The 20,220-nt window shown below is 67.9% G+C and carries 7 protein-coding genes; 4 read left to right on the forward strand and 3 right to left on the reverse strand.

Annotated features, from left to right (window positions below; all coding sequences use genetic code 11):
• The first annotated feature begins 129 nt into the window (after nt 1-129).
• Nucleotides 130-13,077, forward strand: a complete 12,948-nt coding sequence (locus LU688_RS09445) for a non-ribosomal peptide synthetase (protein WP_160291085.1) — start codon at nt 130-132, stop codon at nt 13,075-13,077.
• 55 nt (nt 13,078-13,132) lie between these two features.
• Here the strand turns inward: LU688_RS09445 and dsbG are convergent, their stop codons facing one another.
• Genes dsbG through dsbD form a run of 3 tightly spaced genes read right to left on the reverse strand, consistent with a single transcriptional unit; the run spans nt 13,133 to nt 16,441 of the window.
• On the reverse strand, nt 13,133-13,891 hold the full coding sequence (gene dsbG / locus LU688_RS09450) for a thiol:disulfide interchange protein DsbG (protein WP_094010583.1): 759 nt from the start codon (nt 13,889-13,891) through the stop codon (nt 13,133-13,135).
• 1 nt (nt 13,892) lies between these two features.
• Entirely contained in the window at nt 13,893-14,723 is an 831-nt protein-coding gene (locus LU688_RS09455) for a TlpA family protein disulfide reductase (RefSeq protein WP_094010582.1), read from the reverse strand.
• Nucleotides 14,723-16,441 (reverse strand): protein-disulfide reductase DsbD, encoded by a 1,719-nt coding sequence (gene dsbD / locus LU688_RS09460; protein ID WP_038705720.1) that lies wholly within the window; start codon nt 16,439-16,441, stop codon nt 14,723-14,725. The genes LU688_RS09455 and dsbD overlap by 1 nt, the downstream gene beginning before the upstream one ends.
• Nucleotides 16,442-16,640: 199 nt before the next feature.
• On the opposite strand from dsbD, the gene LU688_RS09465 reads away from it, so the two are divergent.
• The 3 genes from LU688_RS09465 (at nt 16,641) to LU688_RS09475 (ending at nt 20,176) form a co-directional block, all read left to right on the forward strand.
• Nucleotides 16,641-17,324 (forward strand): response regulator, encoded by a 684-nt coding sequence (locus LU688_RS09465; RefSeq protein ID WP_038705721.1) that lies wholly within the window; start codon nt 16,641-16,643, stop codon nt 17,322-17,324.
• Nucleotides 17,321-18,643: an ATP-binding protein gene (locus LU688_RS09470; RefSeq protein ID WP_094010581.1), complete on the forward strand. Its 1,323-nt coding sequence runs from the start codon at nt 17,321-17,323 to the stop codon at nt 18,641-18,643. Before LU688_RS09465 ends, LU688_RS09470 begins: the two co-directional genes overlap by 4 nt.
• Before the next feature lie 132 nt (nt 18,644-18,775).
• On the forward strand, nt 18,776-20,176 hold the full coding sequence (locus tag LU688_RS09475; RefSeq protein ID WP_094010580.1) for an aspartate aminotransferase family protein: 1,401 nt from the start codon (nt 18,776-18,778) through the stop codon (nt 20,174-20,176).
• The last annotated feature ends 44 nt before the right edge of the window (nt 20,177-20,220 follow it).

Below are 20,220 nucleotides of genomic sequence, written 5' to 3' on the forward strand. Positions count from 1 at the left end.
CCTTCCGATGGGCCTAATTTCTTTTCCCGCCCATCCGTTCCCCTGTGTACATCTCGGCTGCCCAACACTGCCCGCCAGTCGCGCGGACCAGTCAGGCGCGACTCACCCAGACACTGGCAGGAACATTCCATGACGGACGCCTTCGAACTCCCGCACTCGCTGGTCCAGGCCTTGGCGCAACGCGCCGCCCAGACCCCGGAGCGCATTGCCTTGCGCTTCCTGGCCGATGCGCCCGGCGAGCAGGCAGTGCTCAGCTATCGGGACCTCGACCAGCGCGCACGGACCATCGCGGCGGCGTTGCAGTCGCAGGCCGGGTTCGGCGAGCGTGCCGTACTGCTGTTTCCCAGTGGGCCGGACTACGTCGCGGCGTTCTTCGGCTGCCTGTATGCCGGGGTGATCGCCGTGCCGGCCTACCCGCCGGAGTCGTCGCGTCAGCACCATCAGGAACGCCTGCTGTCGATCATCGACGACGCCGAACCGCGCTTGCTGCTGACGGTAAAGGCGCTGGAAGACAGCTTGCAGGGTCTCGACGCCTTGGCTGGCGCCAAGGCTCCGGGCCTGCTGGCCGTGGACAGCCTGGATCCGCAGTTGGCCGCGCAATGGCACGAGCCGGTGCTGGAAGGCAGCGACATCGCTTTTCTGCAATACACCTCCGGCTCCACCGCGCTGCCCAAGGGCGTGCAGGTCAGTCATGGCAACCTTGTGGCCAACGAACAGCTGATTCGCCACGGTTTCGGCATCGATCTGAATCCGGACGACGTGATCGTCAGCTGGTTGCCGCTGTACCACGACATGGGCCTGATCGGTGGCCTGCTGCAGCCGATCTTCAGTGGCGTGCCCTGCGTGCTGATGTCGCCGGGCTATTTCCTCGCCCGGCCATTGCGCTGGCTGCAGGCGATCAGCGAGTACGGCGGCACCATCAGTGGCGGTCCGGATTTCGCCTACCGGCTGTGCAGCGAGCGGGTCAGCGAGGCCGCGCTCGCCGGCCTGGACCTGAGCCGCTGGCGCGTGGCCTATTCGGGGTCCGAGCCGATCCGCCAGGACAGTCTCGATACCTTCGCTGAAAAGTTTGCCGCCTGCGGCTTCACCGCCAGCAGCTTCTTCGCCAGCTATGGCCTGGCCGAGGCCACCCTGTTCGTCAGCGGCAGCCGCCGTGGCCAGGGTATCGGCGCGCTGGAGCTGGATGCCGAGGCCTTCGCCGCCAACCGCGCCGAGCCCGGCCAGGGCAGCGTGCTGATGAGCTGCGGCTACCCGCAGCCGGGCCATGCGGTGTGCATTGTCGACCCGCAGCGCCTGGAGGTGCTGGAGGACAACCGGGTCGGCGAGATCTGGGCCGGCGGCCCGAGCATCGCCCTAGGCTACTGGCGCAACCCCGAGGCCAGCGCCCGGACCTTTGTCGAGCGTGACGGCCAGACCTGGCTGCGCACCGGCGATCTCGGCTTCATGCGCGATGGCGAAGTGTTCGTCACCGGGCGCTTGAAGGACATGCTTATCGTCCGTGGCCAGAACATCTACCCGCAGGACCTGGAAAAGACCCTCGAGCGTGAAGTCGATGTGCTGCGCAAGGGCCGGGTGGCGGTGTTCGCCGTCGACGATCAGGGCGAGGAGGGCATCGGCGTGGCGGTGGAGATCAGCCGCAATGTGCAGAAGGCGCACACGCCCGAGGCGCTGATCAATACCCTGCGCCGGGTCACTGCCGATGCCTGTCGCCAGGCGCCGGCCGTGGTGTTGCTGCTCAACCCGGGCGCCTTGCCCAAGACCTCCAGCGGCAAGCTGCAGCGCTCGGCCTGCCGCCTGCGCATGAACGACGGCAGCCTGGATATCTATGCGCGTTTCCCGATGGCGCAGACGGAGCAGGGCAATGGCGTGGCCGGTGACGACCTGCAGGTACGGATCGCGGGAATCTGGCGTGAGCTGCTCAAGGTCGAGGCGGTGGCGGCGCACGATCACTTCCTGCTGCTGGGCGGCAACTCCATCGCGGCCACCCAGGTGACCGCGCGCCTGGGCGACGAACTGGGCATCCAGCTCAGCCTGCGCACCCTGTTCGAAGCACCGACCCTGGCCGAATACAGCGCCGCCGTGGCGGCCGTCCTCGCCGAAGGTGGCAGCGCCGCCGGCACCATCGAAACCCAGGCCCGCGACCAGGCCCTGCCGCAGTCACTGGCACAGAACCGCTTGTGGCTGTTGTGGCAGCTGGAGCCGCAGTCCGCCGCCTACAACATCCCCGCCGGGCTGCACCTGCGCGGCGAGCTGGATGTCGCGGCGCTGCAGGCCAGCTTCCAGGCCCTGGTGGCACGCCATGAATCCCTGCGCACGTTGTTCGACGAAGTCGATGGCCAGGCCGTGCAACGCATCCTGCCGAGCCAGGCGTTCACCCTGCGTCATCTGGACCTCGAAGGGCAGTCTCCCGCCGAGGTGGCCGCGCGCCGCGAGGATGAGGCGCAGCAGCCGTTCGATCTGCGCCAGGGCCCGCTCCTGCGGGTGACCCTGGCGCGCCTGGACGACGAAGAGCACCAGCTGTGGGTGACCCTGCACCACATCGTCGCCGACGGCTGGTCGCTGAACATCCTGCTGGATGAGTTCGCTCGCCTGTACGCCGCACAGGGCCAGGCCGTGCAACTGCCCGAACTGACGCTGGGCTACGCCGACTACGGCCAGTGGCAGCGCCAGTGGCTGGCCGAGGGCGAAAGCGCCCGCCAGCTCGACTACTGGAAGAACAAGCTGGGTGACGAACTGCCGGTGCTCGACCTGTGCACCGACCAGCCCCGCGCCAGCCAGCAGCACAGCCGCGCCGCGCGCCACAGCCTCAAGGTACCTGCGGCACTGACCAGCGCCCTCAAGGACCTGGCCCGCGAGCAGCAGGCCAGCCTTTTCATGGTCCTGCTAGCCGGCTGGCAGGCTGTGCTGCACCGCTACAGCGGCCAGGGCGACATCCGCGTCGGCGTGCCCAACGCCAACCGTCCGCGCCTGGAAACCCAGGGCATGGTCGGCTTCTTCATCAACACCCAGGTGCTCCGCGCCGAACTCGACGGCCGCTTGCCGTTCGCCGGGCTGCTGGCCCAGGCGCGCCAAGCCACCCTGGAGGCCCAGGCCCATCAGGACCTGCCCTTCGAGCAACTGCTCGAGGCGCTGCCGCAGGCCCGTGAACAAGGCCTGTTCCAGGTCATGTTCAACCACCAGCAACGCGACCTGTCGGCCTTGCGTCGCCTGCCCGGCCTGCTCGCCGAAGAGCTGCCGTGGCACAGCCGCGAAGCCAAGTTCGACCTGCAGTTGCACAGCGAGGAAGACCACCAGGGCCGCCTGACGCTGGCCTTCGACTACGCCGCCGGGTTGTTCGAGGCGGCCACCGTCAAGCGCCTGGCCAGCCATCTGCTGGCCTTGCTCGAACAGGTCTGCGCCGAGCAGCAGCTGGCCATTGGCGAGGTGCGCCTGCTCGACGAACACAGCCAGACGCAACTGCTCGAGTGGGGCCAGGCGCCCATGGTGAGCGCGCCGCGCCTGCTGGTCGAGCAACTCAACGAACAGGCGCGCCTGAGCCCCGAGCGCACCGCGCTGGTGTGGGAGGGCGGTCAACTGGGCTATGCCGAACTGCACCAGCAGGCCAACCGCCTGGCGCACTACCTGCGCGACAAGGGCGTCGGTCCGGACACTTGCGTGGCGATTGCCCTGGAGCGTTCGCCGCAGCTGCTGGTCGGCCTGCTGGCCATTCTCAAGGCCGGTGGCGCCTACGTGCCGCTGGACACCGACTACCCGGCCGAGCGCCTGGCCTACATGCTCGGTGATTGCCAGGCCGGCCTGCTGCTCAGCCACAGCAGCCTGCTCGACAAACTGCCGCAGGTCGAAGGCGTGAGCGCCATCGCCCTCGACCAGTTGCACCTGGACAGCTGGCCAAGCCAGGCCCCCGGCCTGCACCTGCACGGCGACAACCTCGCCTATGTGATCTACACCTCCGGCTCCACCGGCCAGCCCAAGGGCGTGGGCAACACCCATGCGGCGCTGGCCGAGCGCCTGCAGTGGATGCAGGCCAGCTATGCGCTGGTTGACAGCGACGTGCTGATGCAGAAGGCGCCGATCAGCTTCGACGTGTCGGTGTGGGAGTGCTTCTGGCCGCTGGTCACCGGTTGCAAGCTGGTCCTGGCTGGCCCCGGCGAACATCGCGATCCGCAGCGCATCGCCCAACTGATCCAGCAACACGCGGTGACCACGCTGCACTTCGTCCCGCCGTTGCTGCAGGTGTTCGTCCAGGAGCCGTTGGCCGCCGGCTGCACCAGCCTGCGCCGGTTGTTCTCCGGTGGCGAGGCGTTGTCCGCCGCGTTGCGTGACCGCGTGCTGCAACTGCTGCCACAGGTGCAACTGCACAACCGCTATGGTCCGACTGAAACCGCGATCAACGTCACCCACTGGCACTGCCAGGCGCATGACGGCGAGCGCTCGCCTATCGGCCGCCCGCTGGGCAACGTGCTGTGCCGGGTGCTGGACGATGAGTTCGAGTTGACCGCGCCGGGCGTGCCCGGCGAGCTGTGCCTGGGTGGCGCGGGCCTGGCCCGCGGCTACCTCGGCCGCCCTGGGCTGACCGCCGAGCGCTTCGTGCCGCAGCCCGATGGCGACGGCGCACGGCTGTACCGCAGCGGCGACCGCGCCCGCTGGCATGTGCAGAGCCAGGCCCTGGAGTACCTGGGGCGCCTCGACCAGCAGGTGAAGGTGCGCGGCTTCCGCGTCGAGCCGGAGGAGGTGCAGGCTGTGCTGCTGGCCGAGCTGGGTGTCGCCCAGGCACTGGTACTGATCCACAAGGATGCCGTCGGTGCCCAGCTGGTGGGCTATTACAGCGGTGTCGAGCAGACCGAGGCGCTGCTGGCCGCATTGGCCGAGCGCCTGCCGGCCTACATGGTGCCGGCACAACTCATCCATCTTGCGCAGATGCCCCTGGGGCCGAACGGCAAGGTCGATCGCAAGGCGCTGCCGGCACCGGTCTGGCAGCAACATGAACATGTCGAGCCGCAAAGTGCATTGCAACAACAGGTCGCGGCGATCTGGCGCGAGGTCTTGGGCCGGCCGCAGGTCGGCTTGCAGGATGACTTCTTCGCCCTCGGCGGCCACTCGCTGCTGGCCACCCAGATCGTCTCGCGCACTCGCCAGGCGCTGGATGTCGAGTTGCCGCTCAAGGCCTTGTTCGAGGCCAGCGAGCTGGGCGCGTTCTGCGCCGAAATTTCCCGTCTGCAGGGTTGCGGCGCACACAACCTGCAAGGTGCCATCGCCCGTGTCGACCGCCGCCAGGCGGTGCCGCTGTCGTACTCGCAGCAGCGCATGTGGTTCCTCTGGCAGATGGATCCGCATAGCCCCGCCTACAACGTCGGCGGCATGGCTCGCTTCCAGGGCCTGCTGCATGTGGATGCCTTCGAGCGCGCCCTGCAGGCGTTGATCGTGCGTCACGAAACCCTGCGCACCACTTTCCCCAGCATCGACGGCAAGCCTTACCAGTGCGTGGCCGATCACAGCCACGTGCAACTGCACTGGCATGACTTCAGCGCCCTGGCCGGCGAGGCCCGCCAGCAACGCCTGCAGCAACTGGCCGACGACCAGGCGCACCAGCCGTTCGACCTGGAGCGCGGTCCGCTGTTGCGCTCCTGCCTGGTCAAGGCCGGCGAGCGCGAGCACTACTTCGTCCTGACCCTGCACCATATCGTCACCGAAGGCTGGGCCATGGACATCTTCGCCCGCGAACTGGGCGAGCTGTACGAGGCCTTCGTCGACGAGCGCGAGTCGCCGCTGGCGCCGCTGCCGGTGCAGTACCTCGACTACAGCGTATGGCAGCGCCAGTGGCTGGAAAGCGGCGAGGGCGATCGCCAGCTGGCCTACTGGAAGGACCGCCTGGGCGATGAGCATCCGGTGCTGGCGCTGCCCGCCGATCGTCCACGCCCGGCAGTGCAGAGCCACCGCGGCGAGCTGTACCGCTTCGACCTGGATCCGGCGCTGGTCAAGCGCGTGCACGCCTTCAACAGCCAGCGCGGCCTGACCCTGTTCATGACCATGACCGCTACCCTGGCCGCGTTGCTGCACCGCTACAGCGGCCAGCGCGACCTGCGCATCGGCGCGCCGGTGGCCAACCGTATTCGCCCGGAAAGCGAGGGGTTGATCGGCGCCTTCCTCAACACCCAGGTGCTGCGTTGCGAACTGGACGGGCAGATGAGCGCCGGCGCGTTGCTCGACCAAGTGCGCCAGACCATCATCGATGGCCAGTCGCATCAGGACCTGCCATTCGAGCAACTGGTCGAGGCCTTGCAGCCGCCGCGCTCGAGCGCTTACAACCCGCTGTTCCAGGTGATGTGCAACGTGCAGCGCTGGGCCTTCCAGCAGAGCCGTGAACTGGTGGGCATGCAGGTGGATTACCTGGTCAACGACGCCAGCGCCACCAAATTCGACCTGTACCTTGAGGTCACCGACCTCGATGGCCGCCTGGGCTGCTGCTTCACCTACAGCCGCGACCTGTTCGATGAGCCGCGCATCGCGCGCATGGCCGAGCACTGGCAGCAGTTGCTGGTGGCGCTGATCGACGATCCGCAGCAGCGCCTGTGCGAACTGCCGATGCTGGCTGAAGCCGAGCAGCAGGTGCTGATCGGCCAGCTGCAGGGCGAGCAGGACTTCGCACTGGACCAGACGCTGCACGGGCTGTTCGCCGCCCAGGCTGAGCGGACCCCGCAGGCCCTGGCCCTGACCTTCGCCGGCCAGCACCTGAGCTACGCCGAGCTCGACCAGCAGGCCAACCGCCTGGCCCGCGCCCTGCGCGAGCGCGGCGTCGGCCCGCAGGTGCGGGTAGGCCTGGCGCTGGAGCGATCGCTGGAGATGGTGGTCGGCCTGCTGGCCATCCTCAAGGCCGGTGGCGCCTACGTGCCGCTGGACCCGGAATACCCGCTCGACCGCCTGCGCTACATGATCGAGGACAGCCGCTTGGGCCTGCTGATCGGCCAGCGGGCGTTGCTCGACACCCTGGGCGAACTGCCGCCAGGCGTTGCCCGCTGGAGCCTGGAGGACGATGCCGCGAGCCTTTCCGCCTACAGCGACGCCGCCCTGGACAACCTCAACCTGCCGCAGCACCAGGCCTACCTGATCTACACCTCCGGTTCCACTGGCAAGCCCAAGGGCGTGGTGGTCAGCCACGGTGAAATTGCCATGCACTGCAAGGCGGTGATCGCCGAGTTCGGCATGCGCAGCGACGACTGCGAGCTGCACTTCTATTCGATCAACTTCGACGCCGCCAGCGAGCGCCTGCTGGTGCCGCTGCTGTGCGGTGCCCGCGTGGTGTTGCGTGCCCAGGGCCAGTGGGGCGCCGAGGAAATCTGCCAGCTGGTGCGCGAGCAGCAAGTCAGTGTGCTCGGTTTCACCCCGAGCTACGGCAGCCAGTTGGCCCAGTACCTGGCCGGGCAGGGCGAGCAATTACCGGTGCGCCTGGTGATCACCGGTGGCGAGGCCTTGACCGGCGAGCACCTGCAACGCATCCGCCAGGCCTTTGCGCCGCAACAGTTCTTCAACGCCTACGGCCCGACCGAAACGGTGGTGATGCCGCTGGCCTGCCTGGCACCGGAGCAGATACCGGTCGACGCCGGCAGTGTGCCGATCGGCCGGGTTATCGGTGCCCGCACCGCCTATATCCTTGACGAGGACCTGGCGCTGCTGCCGCAAGGCGGCATCGGAGAACTGTACGTCGGCGGTGCCGGCCTGGCCCAGGGCTACCACGACCGTCCGGGCCTGAGTGCCGAGCGTTTCGTCGCCGACCCGTTCAGCCATGCCGGCGGTCGCCTGTACCGTACCGGCGATCTGGTGCGCCTGCGCGCCGATGGCCTGGTGGAGTATGTCGGGCGGGCCGACCAGCAGGTGAAGATCCGTGGCTTCCGTATCGAGCTGGGCGAGATCGAGAGCCGCCTGCAGGAGCACGCCGACGTCGAGGAGGCAGTGGTCCTGGCCCTCGACCTGCCGGGCGGCAGGCAACTGGTGGGTTACCTGGTGTGCCCACAGGCGAGCGCCGACGGCGAGGCCCAGGCCCTGCTGCGCGAGGCGGTAAAGGCCGATGCCCGCCGGCACCTGCCCGACTACATGGTGCCGGCGCACCTGGTGCTGCTCGACAGCCTGCCGCTGATGGGCAACGGCAAGCTCGACCGCCGAGCGTTGCCGGCCCCGGACCTGGAGCAGGCGCGTCAGCACTACCAGGCCCCGGCCAACGAGCTGGAAAGCCAGCTGGCGCAGATCTGGCGCGAGGTGCTCAACTTGCCGCGCATCGGCGTGCAAAACAACTTCTTCGAACTGGGCGGCGACTCGATCCTGTCGATCCAGGTGGTCAGCCGTGCCCGCCAGCTGGGGTTGCAGTTCACCCCACGTGACCTGTTCCAGCACCAGACCATCCAGACCCTGGCGGCAGTGGTGACCCGCAGCGAGGCGCCGAGCGCTATCGAGCAGGGCGCACGTCAGGGCAGCGCCGGCCTGACGCCGATCCAGCACTGGTTCTTCGACAGCGAAGTGCCGCAACCGCAGCACTGGAACCAGGCGGTGCTGCTCTGTGTGCGCCAGCCATTGCAGGCCGAGGCGCTGGAGCGGGCTTTGGCCGCGCTGGTGCAACACCACGACAGCCTGCGCCTGCGCTTTGGCCAGGCCAACGGCCGCTGGCAGGCCGAGTACGCCCAGCCGAGCACACAGCCGTTGCTGTGGACCGCGACGGTGAGCGATTTCGACGACTGCCAGGCACTGTATACCGATGTGCAGCGCAGCTTGGACCTGGCCGAGGGGCCGCTGCTGCGCGCCTTGTTGGTCAGTGATGACCAGGGCGTCCAGCGCCTGCTGCTGGCGATCCACCACCTGGTGGTCGATGGCGTGTCCTGGCGCGTCTTGCTGGAAGACCTGCAGGCGCTGTACCGCGGTGAAACCCTGGCCGCCAAGACCCATGCCATGGGCGACTGGGCGGCGCGCCTGGCCAGCTATGCCGGCAGCGATTCGCTGCGCGACGAGCTGGGCTGGTGGGAAGCGCAACTGGGCAGCGCCCGTCGCGAACTGCCCTGCGACCACCCTCAAGGCGGCAACCTGCACCGCCATGCCCGCAGCCTTGCCATCGACCTGAACGTGGAACAGACCCGCCAACTGCTGCAACAGGCGCCGGCGGCCTACCACACCCAGGTCAACGATCTGCTGCTGACTGCCCTGGCGCGCACACTGTGCCACTGGAGCGGCGACGAGCAGGTGCTGGTGCAGTTGGAAGGCCATGGTCGCGATGGTCTGTTCGAGGACATGGACCTGACCCGCAGCGTCGGCTGGTTCACCAACGCCTACCCACTGAGCCTGAGCCCCGTAATGGCTGATGGCGAAGTTGGTCGCGCCACGTCGATCAAGCGCATCAAGGAACAACTGCGCCACGTGCCGCACAAAGGCCAGGGCTACGGTGTGCTGCGCTACCTGGCCGACGAGCTAGGGCGTGAGCGCATGGCCGCCTTGCCCCAGGCCCGGATCACCTTCAACTACCTCGGTCAGTTCGACCAACAGTTCGACCAGGCGGCACTGTTCCAGCCGCTGGACGCCCCGGTGGGCCTGGCCCATGACCTGGATGCGCCGCTGCCGAACTGGCTGAGCGTCGATGGCCAGGTCTACGGCGGCGCACTGCAACTGCGCTGGAGCTACAGTGCCGAGCGCTATGACGAGGCGACCATCGCCCGTCTGGCCGAGGCCTATCGCCAGGAGCTGCTGGCGTTGGTCGCCCATTGCCTGGCGGACGGCAACGGCAGCTTCACCCCCTCGGACTTCCCCCTGGCGCAACTGACCCAGGAGCAGATCGACACGCTGCCGATCCCGGCCGCCGAGATCGAGGACGTCTACCCGCTGACGCCGATGCAGGAAGGCCTGCTGCTGCACACCCTGCTCGAGCCGGGCACCGGCATCTACTACATGCAGGACCGCTACCGCATCAACAGCGCCCTCGACCCCGAGCGCTTCGCCCAGGCCTGGCAGGCGGTGGTGGCGCGCCACGAGGCGTTGCGTGCCTCGTTCAGCTGGAACGCCGGCGAAGCGATGCTGCAGATCATCCACAAACCCGGCAAGACCGCGGTGGACTACCAGGACTGGCGCGGCCTTGACGAGCACGCCCAGGAAGCGCGCCTGCAAGCGCTGCACAAGGAGGAGCGCGAGGCCGGCTTCGAGCTGCTGCGCGAAGCACCGTTCCACCTGCGCCTGGTGCGCGTGGACGATGCGCGTTACTGGTTCATGATGAGCAACCACCACATCCTCATCGATGCCTGGTGCCGCTCGCTGCTGATGAACGACTTCTTCGAGATCTACCAGGCCCTGGGCGAAGGGCGCCAGGCCCAGTTGCCGGTACCGCCGCGCTACCGCGACTATATCGGCTGGCTGCAGCGCCAGGATCTCGACCAGGCGCGCCAGTGGTGGCAGGCCAACCTGGCCGGCTTCGAGCGCGCCACGGCGATTCCCAGCGACCGTCCGCTGCGCCATGACCACGCCGGTGACGGCATGGTCGTGGGTGACTGCTACACCCGCCTGCAAGTGAGCGAGGGCGCCCGCCTGCGTGAACTGGCCCAGGCCCACCAACTGACGGTCAACACCTTCGCCCAGGCGGCCTGGGCCTTGACCCTGGCGCGCTACAGCGGCGATCGCGACGTGGTGTTCGGCGTCACCGTGGCCGGGCGCCCGGTGAGCCTGCCGCAGATGCAGCGCACGGTCGGCTTGTTCATCAACAGCATCGCCCTGCGCGTGCAGTTGCCGCAGCCGGGCGAGCGCAGCAGCGTGCGTCAGTGGCTGCAGGGCTTGCTCGATCGCAACATGCAGTTGCGTGAATACGAGTACCTGCCGCTGGTGGCGATCCAGGAATGCAGCGAACTGCCCAAGGGCCAGCCGCTGTTCGACAGCCTGTTCGTGTTCGAGAACGCCCCGGTGGAAACTGCGGTGCTCGACCACGCCCAGCATCTGGACGCCAGCTCCGACTCGGGCCGGACCCACACCAACTTCCCGCTGACCGCGGTGTGCTACCCGGGCGATGACCTGGGCCTGCACCTGTCGTTCGACCAGCGCTACTTCGACTACCCGACCGTCGAGCGCCTGCTCGCCGAATTCAAGCGCCTGCTGCTGGCGCTGGTCGAGGGCTTCGAGGGCGAGGTCGGCGAGCTGCCGCTGCTGGGGGCCGACGAACAACGTTTCCTGCTCGAGGACTGCAACCGTACCGAGCATGACTATGCGCTGGAGCAGAGCTACGTCGAGCTGTTCGAGGCACGGGTGGCCGCGCATCCGCAGCGCACCGTCGCCCGTTGCGAGACGGCCGCTTACGACTATGCGGGCCTGAACGTGGCGGCCAACCGGCTGGGTCATGCCTTGGTTGCGGCTGGCGTGGCCATCGACCAACCGGTGGCGCTGCTGGCCGAGCGCGGCCTGGCGCTGCTGGGCATGATCGTCGGCAGCTTCAAGGCCGGCGCCGGCTACCTGCCGCTGGATCCGGGCCTGCCGGCGGCGCGCCTGCAACGCATCGTCGAGCTGAGCCGCACGCCGGTGCTGGTGTGCAGCGCGGCCTGCGCCGAGCAGGCGCGCCAGCTGCTCGATGAAGTGGCAGGCGCGGCGCGGCCGAAGCTGCTGGTCTGGGAAGACGTGCAGGCAAGCAACGTGGCCAGCCACAACCTTGGCATCCACAGCGCTCCGGACAACCTTGCCTACGTGATCTACACCTCCGGCTCCACCGGCCTGCCCAAGGGCGTGATGGTCGAGCAGCGCGGCATGCTCAACAATCAGCTGAGCAAGGTGCCGTACCTGGCCCTGGACGAGCAGGACGTAATTGCCCAGACCGCCTCGCAGAGCTTCGACATCTCGGTGTGGCAGTTCCTCGCCGCGCCGCTGTTCGGGGCCCGCGTGGAGATCGTGCCGAACGCCATCGCCCATGATCCGCAAGGCCTGCTGAGCCATGTGCAGGCCACCGGCATCACCGTGCTGGAGAGTGTGCCGTCGCTGATCCAGGGCATGCTGGCCAACGATCACCAGGCGCTCGATGGCCTGCGCTGGATGCTGCCGACCGGCGAGGCCATGCCGCCCGAGCTGGCCGCGCAGTGGCTGCAACGCTACCCGGCCATCGGCCTGGTCAACGCCTACGGCCCGGCGGAGTGCTCGGACGACGTGGCGTTCTTCCGCGTCGATGCCGCCTCGACCCAGGGCAGCTACCTGCCGATAGGCACGCCGACCGACAACAACCGCCTGTACCTGCTCGGCGAGGACCAGACCCTGGTGCCGCTGGGCGCAGTGGGCGAGCTGTGCGTCGCTGGTACCGGTGTGGGCCGTGGCTATGTCGGCGACCCGCTGCGCACGGCGCAGGCGTTCATCCCGCACCCGTACGGTGCGCCTGGTGAGCGCCTGTACCGCACCGGCGACCTGGCGCGGCGCCGTCCGGATGGCGTGCTGGAGTACGTCGGGCGTATCGACCATCAGGTGAAGATCCGTGGCTACCGCATCGAGCTGGGCGAGATCGAGGCGCGCCTGCACGAACAGCCGGAGCTGCGCGATGCCGCGGTGGGCGTGCAGGAAGGCGTCAACGGCAAGCATCTGGTTGGCTACCTGGTGGCGCACCAGGGCGTCAGTGCCGACGCCGCGCTGCTCGACCAGCTCAAGCAGCGCCTGCGCGCCGAGTTGCCGGAGTACATGGTGCCGCTGCACTGGGGCTGGTTCGACAGCCTGCCGCACAACGCCAACGGCAAGCTTGACCGCAAGGCGCTGCCGGCCATCGATATCGGTGGCCAGCACAGCCAGGCCTACCTGGCGCCGCGCAACGAGCTTGAAGAGACCCTCGCCGGGATCTGGGCCGATGTGCTCAAGGCCGAGCGGGTGGGTGTGCGCGACAACTTCTTCGAGCTGGGCGGGCATTCGCTGCTGGCAACGCAGATCGCATCGCGGGTGCAGAAGGCCCTGCAGTTGAACGTGCCGCTGCGGGCGATGTTCGAGTGCAGTACGGTGCAAGAGCTGGCGGACTATGTGCGCGGGCTGCAGGACAGCGCGCTGGATGACGCCAAGGTCGATAGGTTGAGCGACCTGATGGCGGAGCTGGAGGCGTTGTAACGGTCATCGCGGGGCAAGTCGCATCGACTCTGTGCCGCTTGCCCCGCGATGGTTTTCAGCGTTTGCCGAGGATCTTCCCGAGCATCTCCGGCCGCGGGGCGCCTTGTTGGCTCTGCAGCTGCCCCTGCTCGTCCTGATAGAAGATCGCCGGGGTTGCCGCCAGGCCCAGTTCCTCCATCAGCGCCAGGTTCGCCTCGAGCTTCTTCTGTACCGCCTCCGGCACCTTGTCCAGTGCCTTGAGCGTGCTGGCCTTGCCGGCCTTCTCGTGTTCCTGCAAGGCCTTGGCCGGGTCCTTGGCGGCGAGCAGCGCGGCGGACTTGCCCGGGCTGTCCTCGCGGATGATGCCGACCATGATGTGGCGCAGCTGCACCTTGCCTGACTCGACCCAAGGACGGGCCTGTTGCCAGAACATGTTGCAGTAGGGGCAGTTGGGGTCGCTAAACAGGTAGACGGTACGCGGCGCGTCGACCTTGCCGTCCTGGATCCAGGCGGTCTTTTCCATCTTCGCCCACACGGCCTTGCTCATCGGTGCGTACACCAGTTTTTCCAGTGGCTCGGCGCTGAGGTCCTTGCCTTGCTCGTCGAACAGGCTGCCGACCAGCACGTGCTTGCCGTCGGGGGTGAGGTACAGGGCGATGCCGTTGTTGTGGTACTCGGCGGCATAGCCGCGCAGCCCATTGGGGGCGTCGAAGCTGCCCTTGATCACGGCGCCCTTGGCTTGCAGTTGCTGGATCGCCTTGGGCAGTTCCTCTGCTTGCAGCGAGGGGGCGGCGAGCAGGGCGAGGGTCAGGGGCAGCAGCGCATTCAATCGCATGTCAGTTTCCTTGTGGGGCGGGCGCGTTGGCGCGTTCGAAGGGTTCCAGGGCGTGGCGCAAGCTGGCGCGCGACAGTTCGCCCAGGTGGCTGCCGACCAGCCGCCCTTCGGCGTTGTAGAACAGGGTGGTGGGCAGGGCCATGGAGCCGACCTTGCGGGCCAGCTCGCCGGTGCCGTCGAACAGCACGTTGGAGAGGGTCAGGCCGGTGGTGGCCATGAAGGTGCTAACGTTCTCGGGGGTCTCCCCCTGGTTGACGAACAGGAAGGTCACGTGGGGATAGTCGTCCTCGGCCTGTTGCAGCACCGGCATCTCGCGGCGGCAGGGTGGGCACCAGGTGGCCCAGATGTTGATCACCAGCGGGCGGCCGCGGTAGTCGTGCAGGGCCACCGCCTGGCCGCGGCTGTCGCGCAGGCTCATGTCGGGCAGCTCGGTGCCTTTGCTGTAGAGGTGGCTGGCCAGGCTGGCCAACCCCCAGAACAGGGCGCCGCTGAACAGCGCCCAGCCCAGCGGGCGGCGCAGGCCCGGGCGGCGCCAGCCTTGCCACAAGGTGCCGAGGACGATGCCCAGCAGCCCGCCCCAGAGCAGGAAGCCGCCGTCGCGGATATCGATGATCTGCAGCGGGTCGTCACGGTACATCGGCCAGTAGGCGAGGACAAAACCCAGGCGGGCGAACAGCAAGCCCAGCAGGAACAGGTTGAACAGCGCCGACTCGGGGTTTTCGCCGCCGCGCCTTGCGACCCGCCAGCCGACCAGGCTGGCGATGCCCAGTGCGGCAAGCAGCAGCAGGTGGTTGAGGGCCATGGTCAGCGGCCCGAGGGTGATGGTGAGCATCAGCCTTGGCTCCTGGTCTGGGCCCAGTGCTGGAGGAACCCGGCGGCGTCGATTTCACCGGTGATGCGGCGGGCGCGACGTTCCTCGCCCTCCGGGCCGACCCAGATCAGGCTGGGCGGGCCCGGGACCTGGTAGCGTTGCAGCAGCTCGCGGCTGGCTGGGGAGTCGGCGGTCACATCCAGGCGCAGCAGGTGCACATCGTCAAGGCTGGCCTGGACATCGGCACGGGCGAACACCTGCTTCTCCATGACTTTGCATGACACGCACCAGTCGGCGTAATAGTCCACCAGCACCCATTGGCCACGGGCTTTGGCGGCATCGAGTTCACGTTGCAGCTCGGCCGGTGCGCTGACGGTGACAAAGGCGTCGTGGCCGCTGGCGGGGGCCGTGGCCGTGCTCTTGCCGGCAAAAGGCTGCAAAGGCTGCCACACATCGTTGCCACCGGCTGCGGCGCCCACCAGCAGCAGGCCACCCCACAGCGCGCCCAGCAGGGGGATCGCACGCAAGGCGGGCAAACGCTGCAGGGCAGGCCAGGCGGCCCAGCCCAGGGCGATCAACCAGGCGCCAGCCAGGGCCAGTACCAGCGTTTCCGGCAGCAGGCCGCGCACGGTGTACAGGGCCATGGCCAGGAACACGAAGCCGAACAAGCCCTTGACCAGGTTCATCCAGGCGCCCGGGCGTGGCAGGTAGCGATTGCCCAGGGTGACCAGCAGCAACAGCGGGACACCCATGCCCAGGCCGAGGGCGAACAGCACCAGTGCCCCTTGCAGCACGTCGCCGCTCTGGGCAATGAACAGCAGCGCGCCGGCTAGTGGCGCGGTCATGCAGGGGCCCAGCAGCAAGCCCGACAGGGCGCCCAGTAACGCCGCGCCGTACAGGTTGCCGCCACGGGTGCCTTGGCCGGCGCGGTCCAGGCGGTCACGCAGGGCGGCGGGCAGTTGCAGTTCGAAGGCACCGAACATCGGCAGGGCGAGCAGCACGAACAGCCCGGCCAGGCTACCCAGCAGCCAGGGTTGTTGCAGCCAGGCCTGCAGGCTGGCGCCCAGCAGCGCGGCAATCACGCCGAGTGCGGCGTACACCAGGGCCATGCTCAACACATAGACGCCGGCCAGCCACCAGCCACGGCGAGCGCTGGCGCCATTGCCCAGGACCAGCCCGGCGAGGATCGGCAGCATCGGCAGCGAGCAGGGGGTGAAGGCCAGCAGCAGGCCCAGGCCGAAGAAGGCCAGCAGGCTCCAGGCCAGGCTGTCGTGTTGCAGGGTGCCGGCCAGGGCTTGGTCGCTGGCCTGGTCGGCAGCCGGCGTTGCCGCAGCCGCCCCGCCAAGGGCGATCGGGGTGGTCTGTGGCGGATAGCATAGCCCTGCGTCCGCGCAGCCTTGCCAGCCCAGGCGCAGTTCACCGCTGGCGTTGGCCGGCAGCAGCAGCTCGAGTTCGGTGCGGTAGACCGCGCTGTCGCCGAAGAACTCGTCGTGGTGGTTCTCGGCCTGGGGCAGGGGCGGGTGCTGCTCGGGGGGCAGGCCGTCGAACTTCAGGCGTTTCTGGTAAAGGTAGTAGCCGTCCTTGATCTGGAAATGCAGGCGCATCTGGCCGTTTTCCAGGCGGTCGTGGGTCAGCACGAAGGCTTCGTTCACCGGCAGGAAGTCCGGTTTGACCGCGAACGGGTTGGCCTGTAGAGGGCCGGCGAGCAGGAATGTCAGGAAAAGCAGGAGAACACGCATGTCGACGCCTTGGCAGAACTTTGAAGGAGGCCATGCTGGCCTTGGGGTATTAACTGAAGGTTAAGCTGGTCCTAGGACCATTGGTGGGAGAGTTACAGCGCTCGATGCTATCAGCCCGACGAACGTCGCCAAACCGGTTCATAATCCCCCCTTAATGATGAACCTGTGCAATGCCATCTTCCCCACCCAGGAGCTCCCCATGCACGTTCTGCTCTGCGAGGACGACGACCTGATTGCCAGCGGCATCTGCGCCGGCCTCTCGGCCCAAGGCCTGACCGTGGACCGGGTGGCCAGCGCCTCGCAGGCCCGGCAGATGCTGCAGACCGCCAAGTTCGACGTGATGATCCTCGACCTGGGCCTGCCCGACGAAGACGGCCTTAAGCTGCTGCGCCGCCTGCGCCAGCAGGGCGAGATCCTGCCGGTGCTGGTGCTCACCGCTCGTGACGCGGTCACCGACCGGGTCGATGGCCTGCAGGCCGGCGCCGACGATTACCTGCTCAAACCCTTCGACCTGCGCGAACTGGCCGCCCGCTTGCACACCCTGCTGCGCCGGGTGGCCGGGCGGGCGGTGAACGTGATTGAGCATGGTCCGCTGCGCTACGACCCCAGCAGTTGCGAGGCGAGCCTGGCTGGGCGGCCACTGGACCTGTCGCGGCGCGAACAGGCGCTGCTCCAGGCGTTGCTGCAGAACCCGGGGCGCGTGCTCTCCAGCGAGCAGCTCAAGGACTGCGTCTATGGTTTCGGCGACGAAGTCGAGAGCAATGCGCTGAACGTGCATATCCACCACCTGCGGCGCAAGCTGGGCAACAGCATCGTCGAGACCGTGCGCGGCCTGGGTTACCGCCTGGGCCCGGCCCAGGCGCCGGAGGAGGCCGCAACATGAGCCTGCGGGTACGCCTGTCGCTGATCCTTGGCAGCGTGTTCATCGTCATCTGGGTGCTGGCGGCAGCGTGGATGCTGCGTGACCTGCGCCAACAGATGATGTTCTCCCTCGACCAGCGGCTGGTGGCCTCGGCACGCATGGTCGCGGGGCTGATCGACCAGTTGCCGCAGCCGCTGACCGCCAAGGGCCAGGATGCGCATTTCTCCGCCGACCAGTTCAGCGTGCCGGATGGCATGGCTTGCCAGGTCAGCTCGTTGCGCGGCGAAATCCTCGCCAGCAATCACAAGCACGATGGCGCCATGGACGACGAGCGCAGCGGGTTCCGTGACCAGACCATCGATGGCGCCTCATGGCGTACCTTCACCTATAACCATGGCGATGTGCGCATCACCACCGCCGACCGTCACCAGGAGCGCGAGGCGCTGAACCAGTCGATCCTGCTGGCGGCCTCGGCACCGGTGCTGATGGCTCTGCTGGGTAGCCTGGGGTTGTTGTGGATCGGCCTTGGCAAAGGCCTGGAACCGCTCAATCGGATGCGCGATGCCTTGCGCAGGCGCCGCGCAGACAGTGTCGAACCCCTGCAGGTGGCCGGCTTGCCCAGCGAGCTGCAACCGTTGCTCGACACCCAGAACCAGCTGTTCCTGCGCATCGCCCAGACCCTCGAGCGTGAACGCCGCCTGACCGACGACGCCGCCCACGAACTGCGCAGCCCGTTGACCGCGATCAAGACCCACCTGCAGGTGGCGCGCATGACTGACGGCGCGGTGCGCGAACAGGCCCTGGAACACGCCGAGCAGGGTACCGACCGCATGCACCGCACGCTGGAGCAATTGCTGATGCTGGCGCGGGTCGAGGGCAGCCTGTCGTTCGATGACGGCGTGCAGTGCAGTGCCGCCCAGGTTGCCCAACAGGCCATCGAGGATGCCGGTGGCGGCGACAACCGGCGCATTCACCTGCATCTGCCCGAGGAGGCGGCCAAGGTCTACCTGAGCATGCCGGCGCCGCTGGCGGTGGCGGCACTGCGCAACCTGTTGGACAACGCCTTGCGCCATGGCGGCGATGCCGCCGTGGAGCTGGATGTGCAGGCGCAGGACGGCCAGGTGGACTTCCTCGTCCGCGACCATGGCCCGGGCATCGCGCAGGGCGATCTCGAACACTTGACCGAGCGTTTCTGGCGCAACGGCCAGAGCGGCGGCTGCGGCCTGGGGCTGGCGATCGTCCAGGCCATCGTCCAGCGCTGTGCCGGCAGCCTGCGTTTCGACAGCCAGGCCGATGGCTTGCGGGTGCGCCTGCAGGTGCCGGCACGCTCAGGGGGTTGATCCGCAACAAATCCGACGGCAACCGCTAAATCCGCACCTCGCTGAAGCGTTTTTCAAGCGATAAGAACCCGACACACATCCGGTTACAGGGCGCGTGGCGGGCACATTCGCTTGCTTGCGAGGGATTTTCCGATGTCGACCGCTTCCAGCCTTGCCCAGGTGCTGCCGGCCACCGCGCCGCGCCCGCTGTATGAATTCGAGGACTCACCGCTGCTGCTGCGCCAGCAACAGCAGGAGTCCAACGCCCGTAGCTATCCGCGGCGCATTCCGCTGGCGCTCAAGCGCGCCCGTGGCCTGTACGTCGAGGACGTCGAGGGCCGCCAGTTCATCGACTGCCTGGCCGGTGCCGGCACGCTGGCCCTGGGCCACAACCATCCGGTGGTGATCGATGCCATCCAGCGCGTGCTGGCCGACGAGCTGCCACTGCATACCCTGGACCTGACCACGCCGGTCAAGGACCAGTTCGTCCAGGACCTGTTCGGCCTGTTGCCCGAGGGCCTGCGCGGTGAAGCCAAGATCCAGTTCTGCGGCCCGACCGGCACCGATGCGGTGGAGGCCGCGCTCAAGCTGGTGCGTACCGTGACCGGGCGCAGCACCGTGCTGGCATTCCAGGGCGCCTACCATGGCATGACCCAGGGCGCCCTGAGCCTGATGGGCAGCCTTGGGCCGAAAAAGCCCCTTGGCGCGCTGCTGAACAATGGCGTGCAGTTCCTGCCTTACCCCTATGACTACCGTTGCCCGTTCGGCCTGGGTGGCGAGGCGGGCGTGCGCGCCAACCTGCACTACCTGGAGAACCTGCTGAACGACCCCGAAGCCGGGGTGGCGCTGCCGGCTGCAGTGATCGTCGAGGTGGTGCAGGGCGAGGGCGGTGTGATCCCTGCCGATATCGAGTGGTTGCGCGGGCTGCGTCGGATCACCGAGCAGGCCGGGGTGGCGCTGATCGTCGACGAGATCCAGAGCGGCTTCGCCCGCACCGGCAAGATGTTCGCCTTCGAGCACGCCGGCATCGTGCCTGACGTGGTTACCCTGTCCAAGGCCATCGGCGGCAGCCTGCCACTGGCGGTGATGGTCTATCGCGACTGGCTTGACCAGTGGTCGCCGGGCGCCCATGCCGGCACTTTCCGTGGTAATCAGATGGCCATGGCGGCGGGCTCTGCGGTGATGAAGTACCTGGTAGAGCATCGCCTGTGCGAGCATGCCGAGGCCATGGGCCAACGCTTGCGTGGGCATCTGCAACGGTTGCAGCAGGACTATCCGCAGCTGGGCGACATTCGTGGCCGTGGCTTGATGCTGGGCGTGGAGCTGGTGGACCCGGCGGGCAAGCGCGACGCGCAGGGGCATCCGCCGGCATGCCGCAGCCTGGCGCCGAAGCTGCAGCGCGAGTGCCTGCGCCGCGGCCTGATCCTCGAGCTGGGCGGCCGCCATGGTGCTGTGGTGCGCTTCCTGCCGCCGTTGATCATCAGTGCCGAGCAGATCGATGAAGTGGCCGCCAGATTTGCCGAAGCCGTAGCGGCGGCGGTCAAGGCCGGTTGATATTCGGGGGCTGTGTTCGGCCCCTTGGTCTATTGCTGGTCAGG

Source organism: Pseudomonas soli (assembly GCF_021283165.2).
GTDB classification, from domain to species: Bacteria; Pseudomonadota; Gammaproteobacteria; order Pseudomonadales; family Pseudomonadaceae; genus Aquipseudomonas; species Aquipseudomonas soli.

What these genes read in the sequence shown, in the direction of transcription:
- dsbG (WP_094010583.1), bottom strand. Translation starts at nt 13,891, where the DNA reads ATGCGATTGAATGCGCTGCTGCCCCTGACCCTCGCCCTGCTCGCCGCC.
- LU688_RS09470 (WP_094010581.1), top strand. Translation starts at nt 17,321, where the DNA reads ATGAGCCTGCGGGTACGCCTGTCGCTGATCCTTGGCAGCGTGTTCATC.
- LU688_RS09475 (WP_094010580.1), top strand. Translation starts at nt 18,776, where the DNA reads ATGTCGACCGCTTCCAGCCTTGCCCAGGTGCTGCCGGCCACCGCGCCG.
- LU688_RS09465 (WP_038705721.1), top strand. Translation starts at nt 16,641, where the DNA reads ATGCACGTTCTGCTCTGCGAGGACGACGACCTGATTGCCAGCGGCATC.
- LU688_RS09455 (WP_094010582.1), bottom strand. Translation starts at nt 14,723, where the DNA reads ATGCTCACCATCACCCTCGGGCCGCTGACCATGGCCCTCAACCACCTG.
- LU688_RS09445 (WP_160291085.1), top strand. Translation starts at nt 130, where the DNA reads ATGACGGACGCCTTCGAACTCCCGCACTCGCTGGTCCAGGCCTTGGCG.
- dsbD (WP_038705720.1), bottom strand. Translation starts at nt 16,441, where the DNA reads ATGCGTGTTCTCCTGCTTTTCCTGACATTCCTGCTCGCCGGCCCTCTA.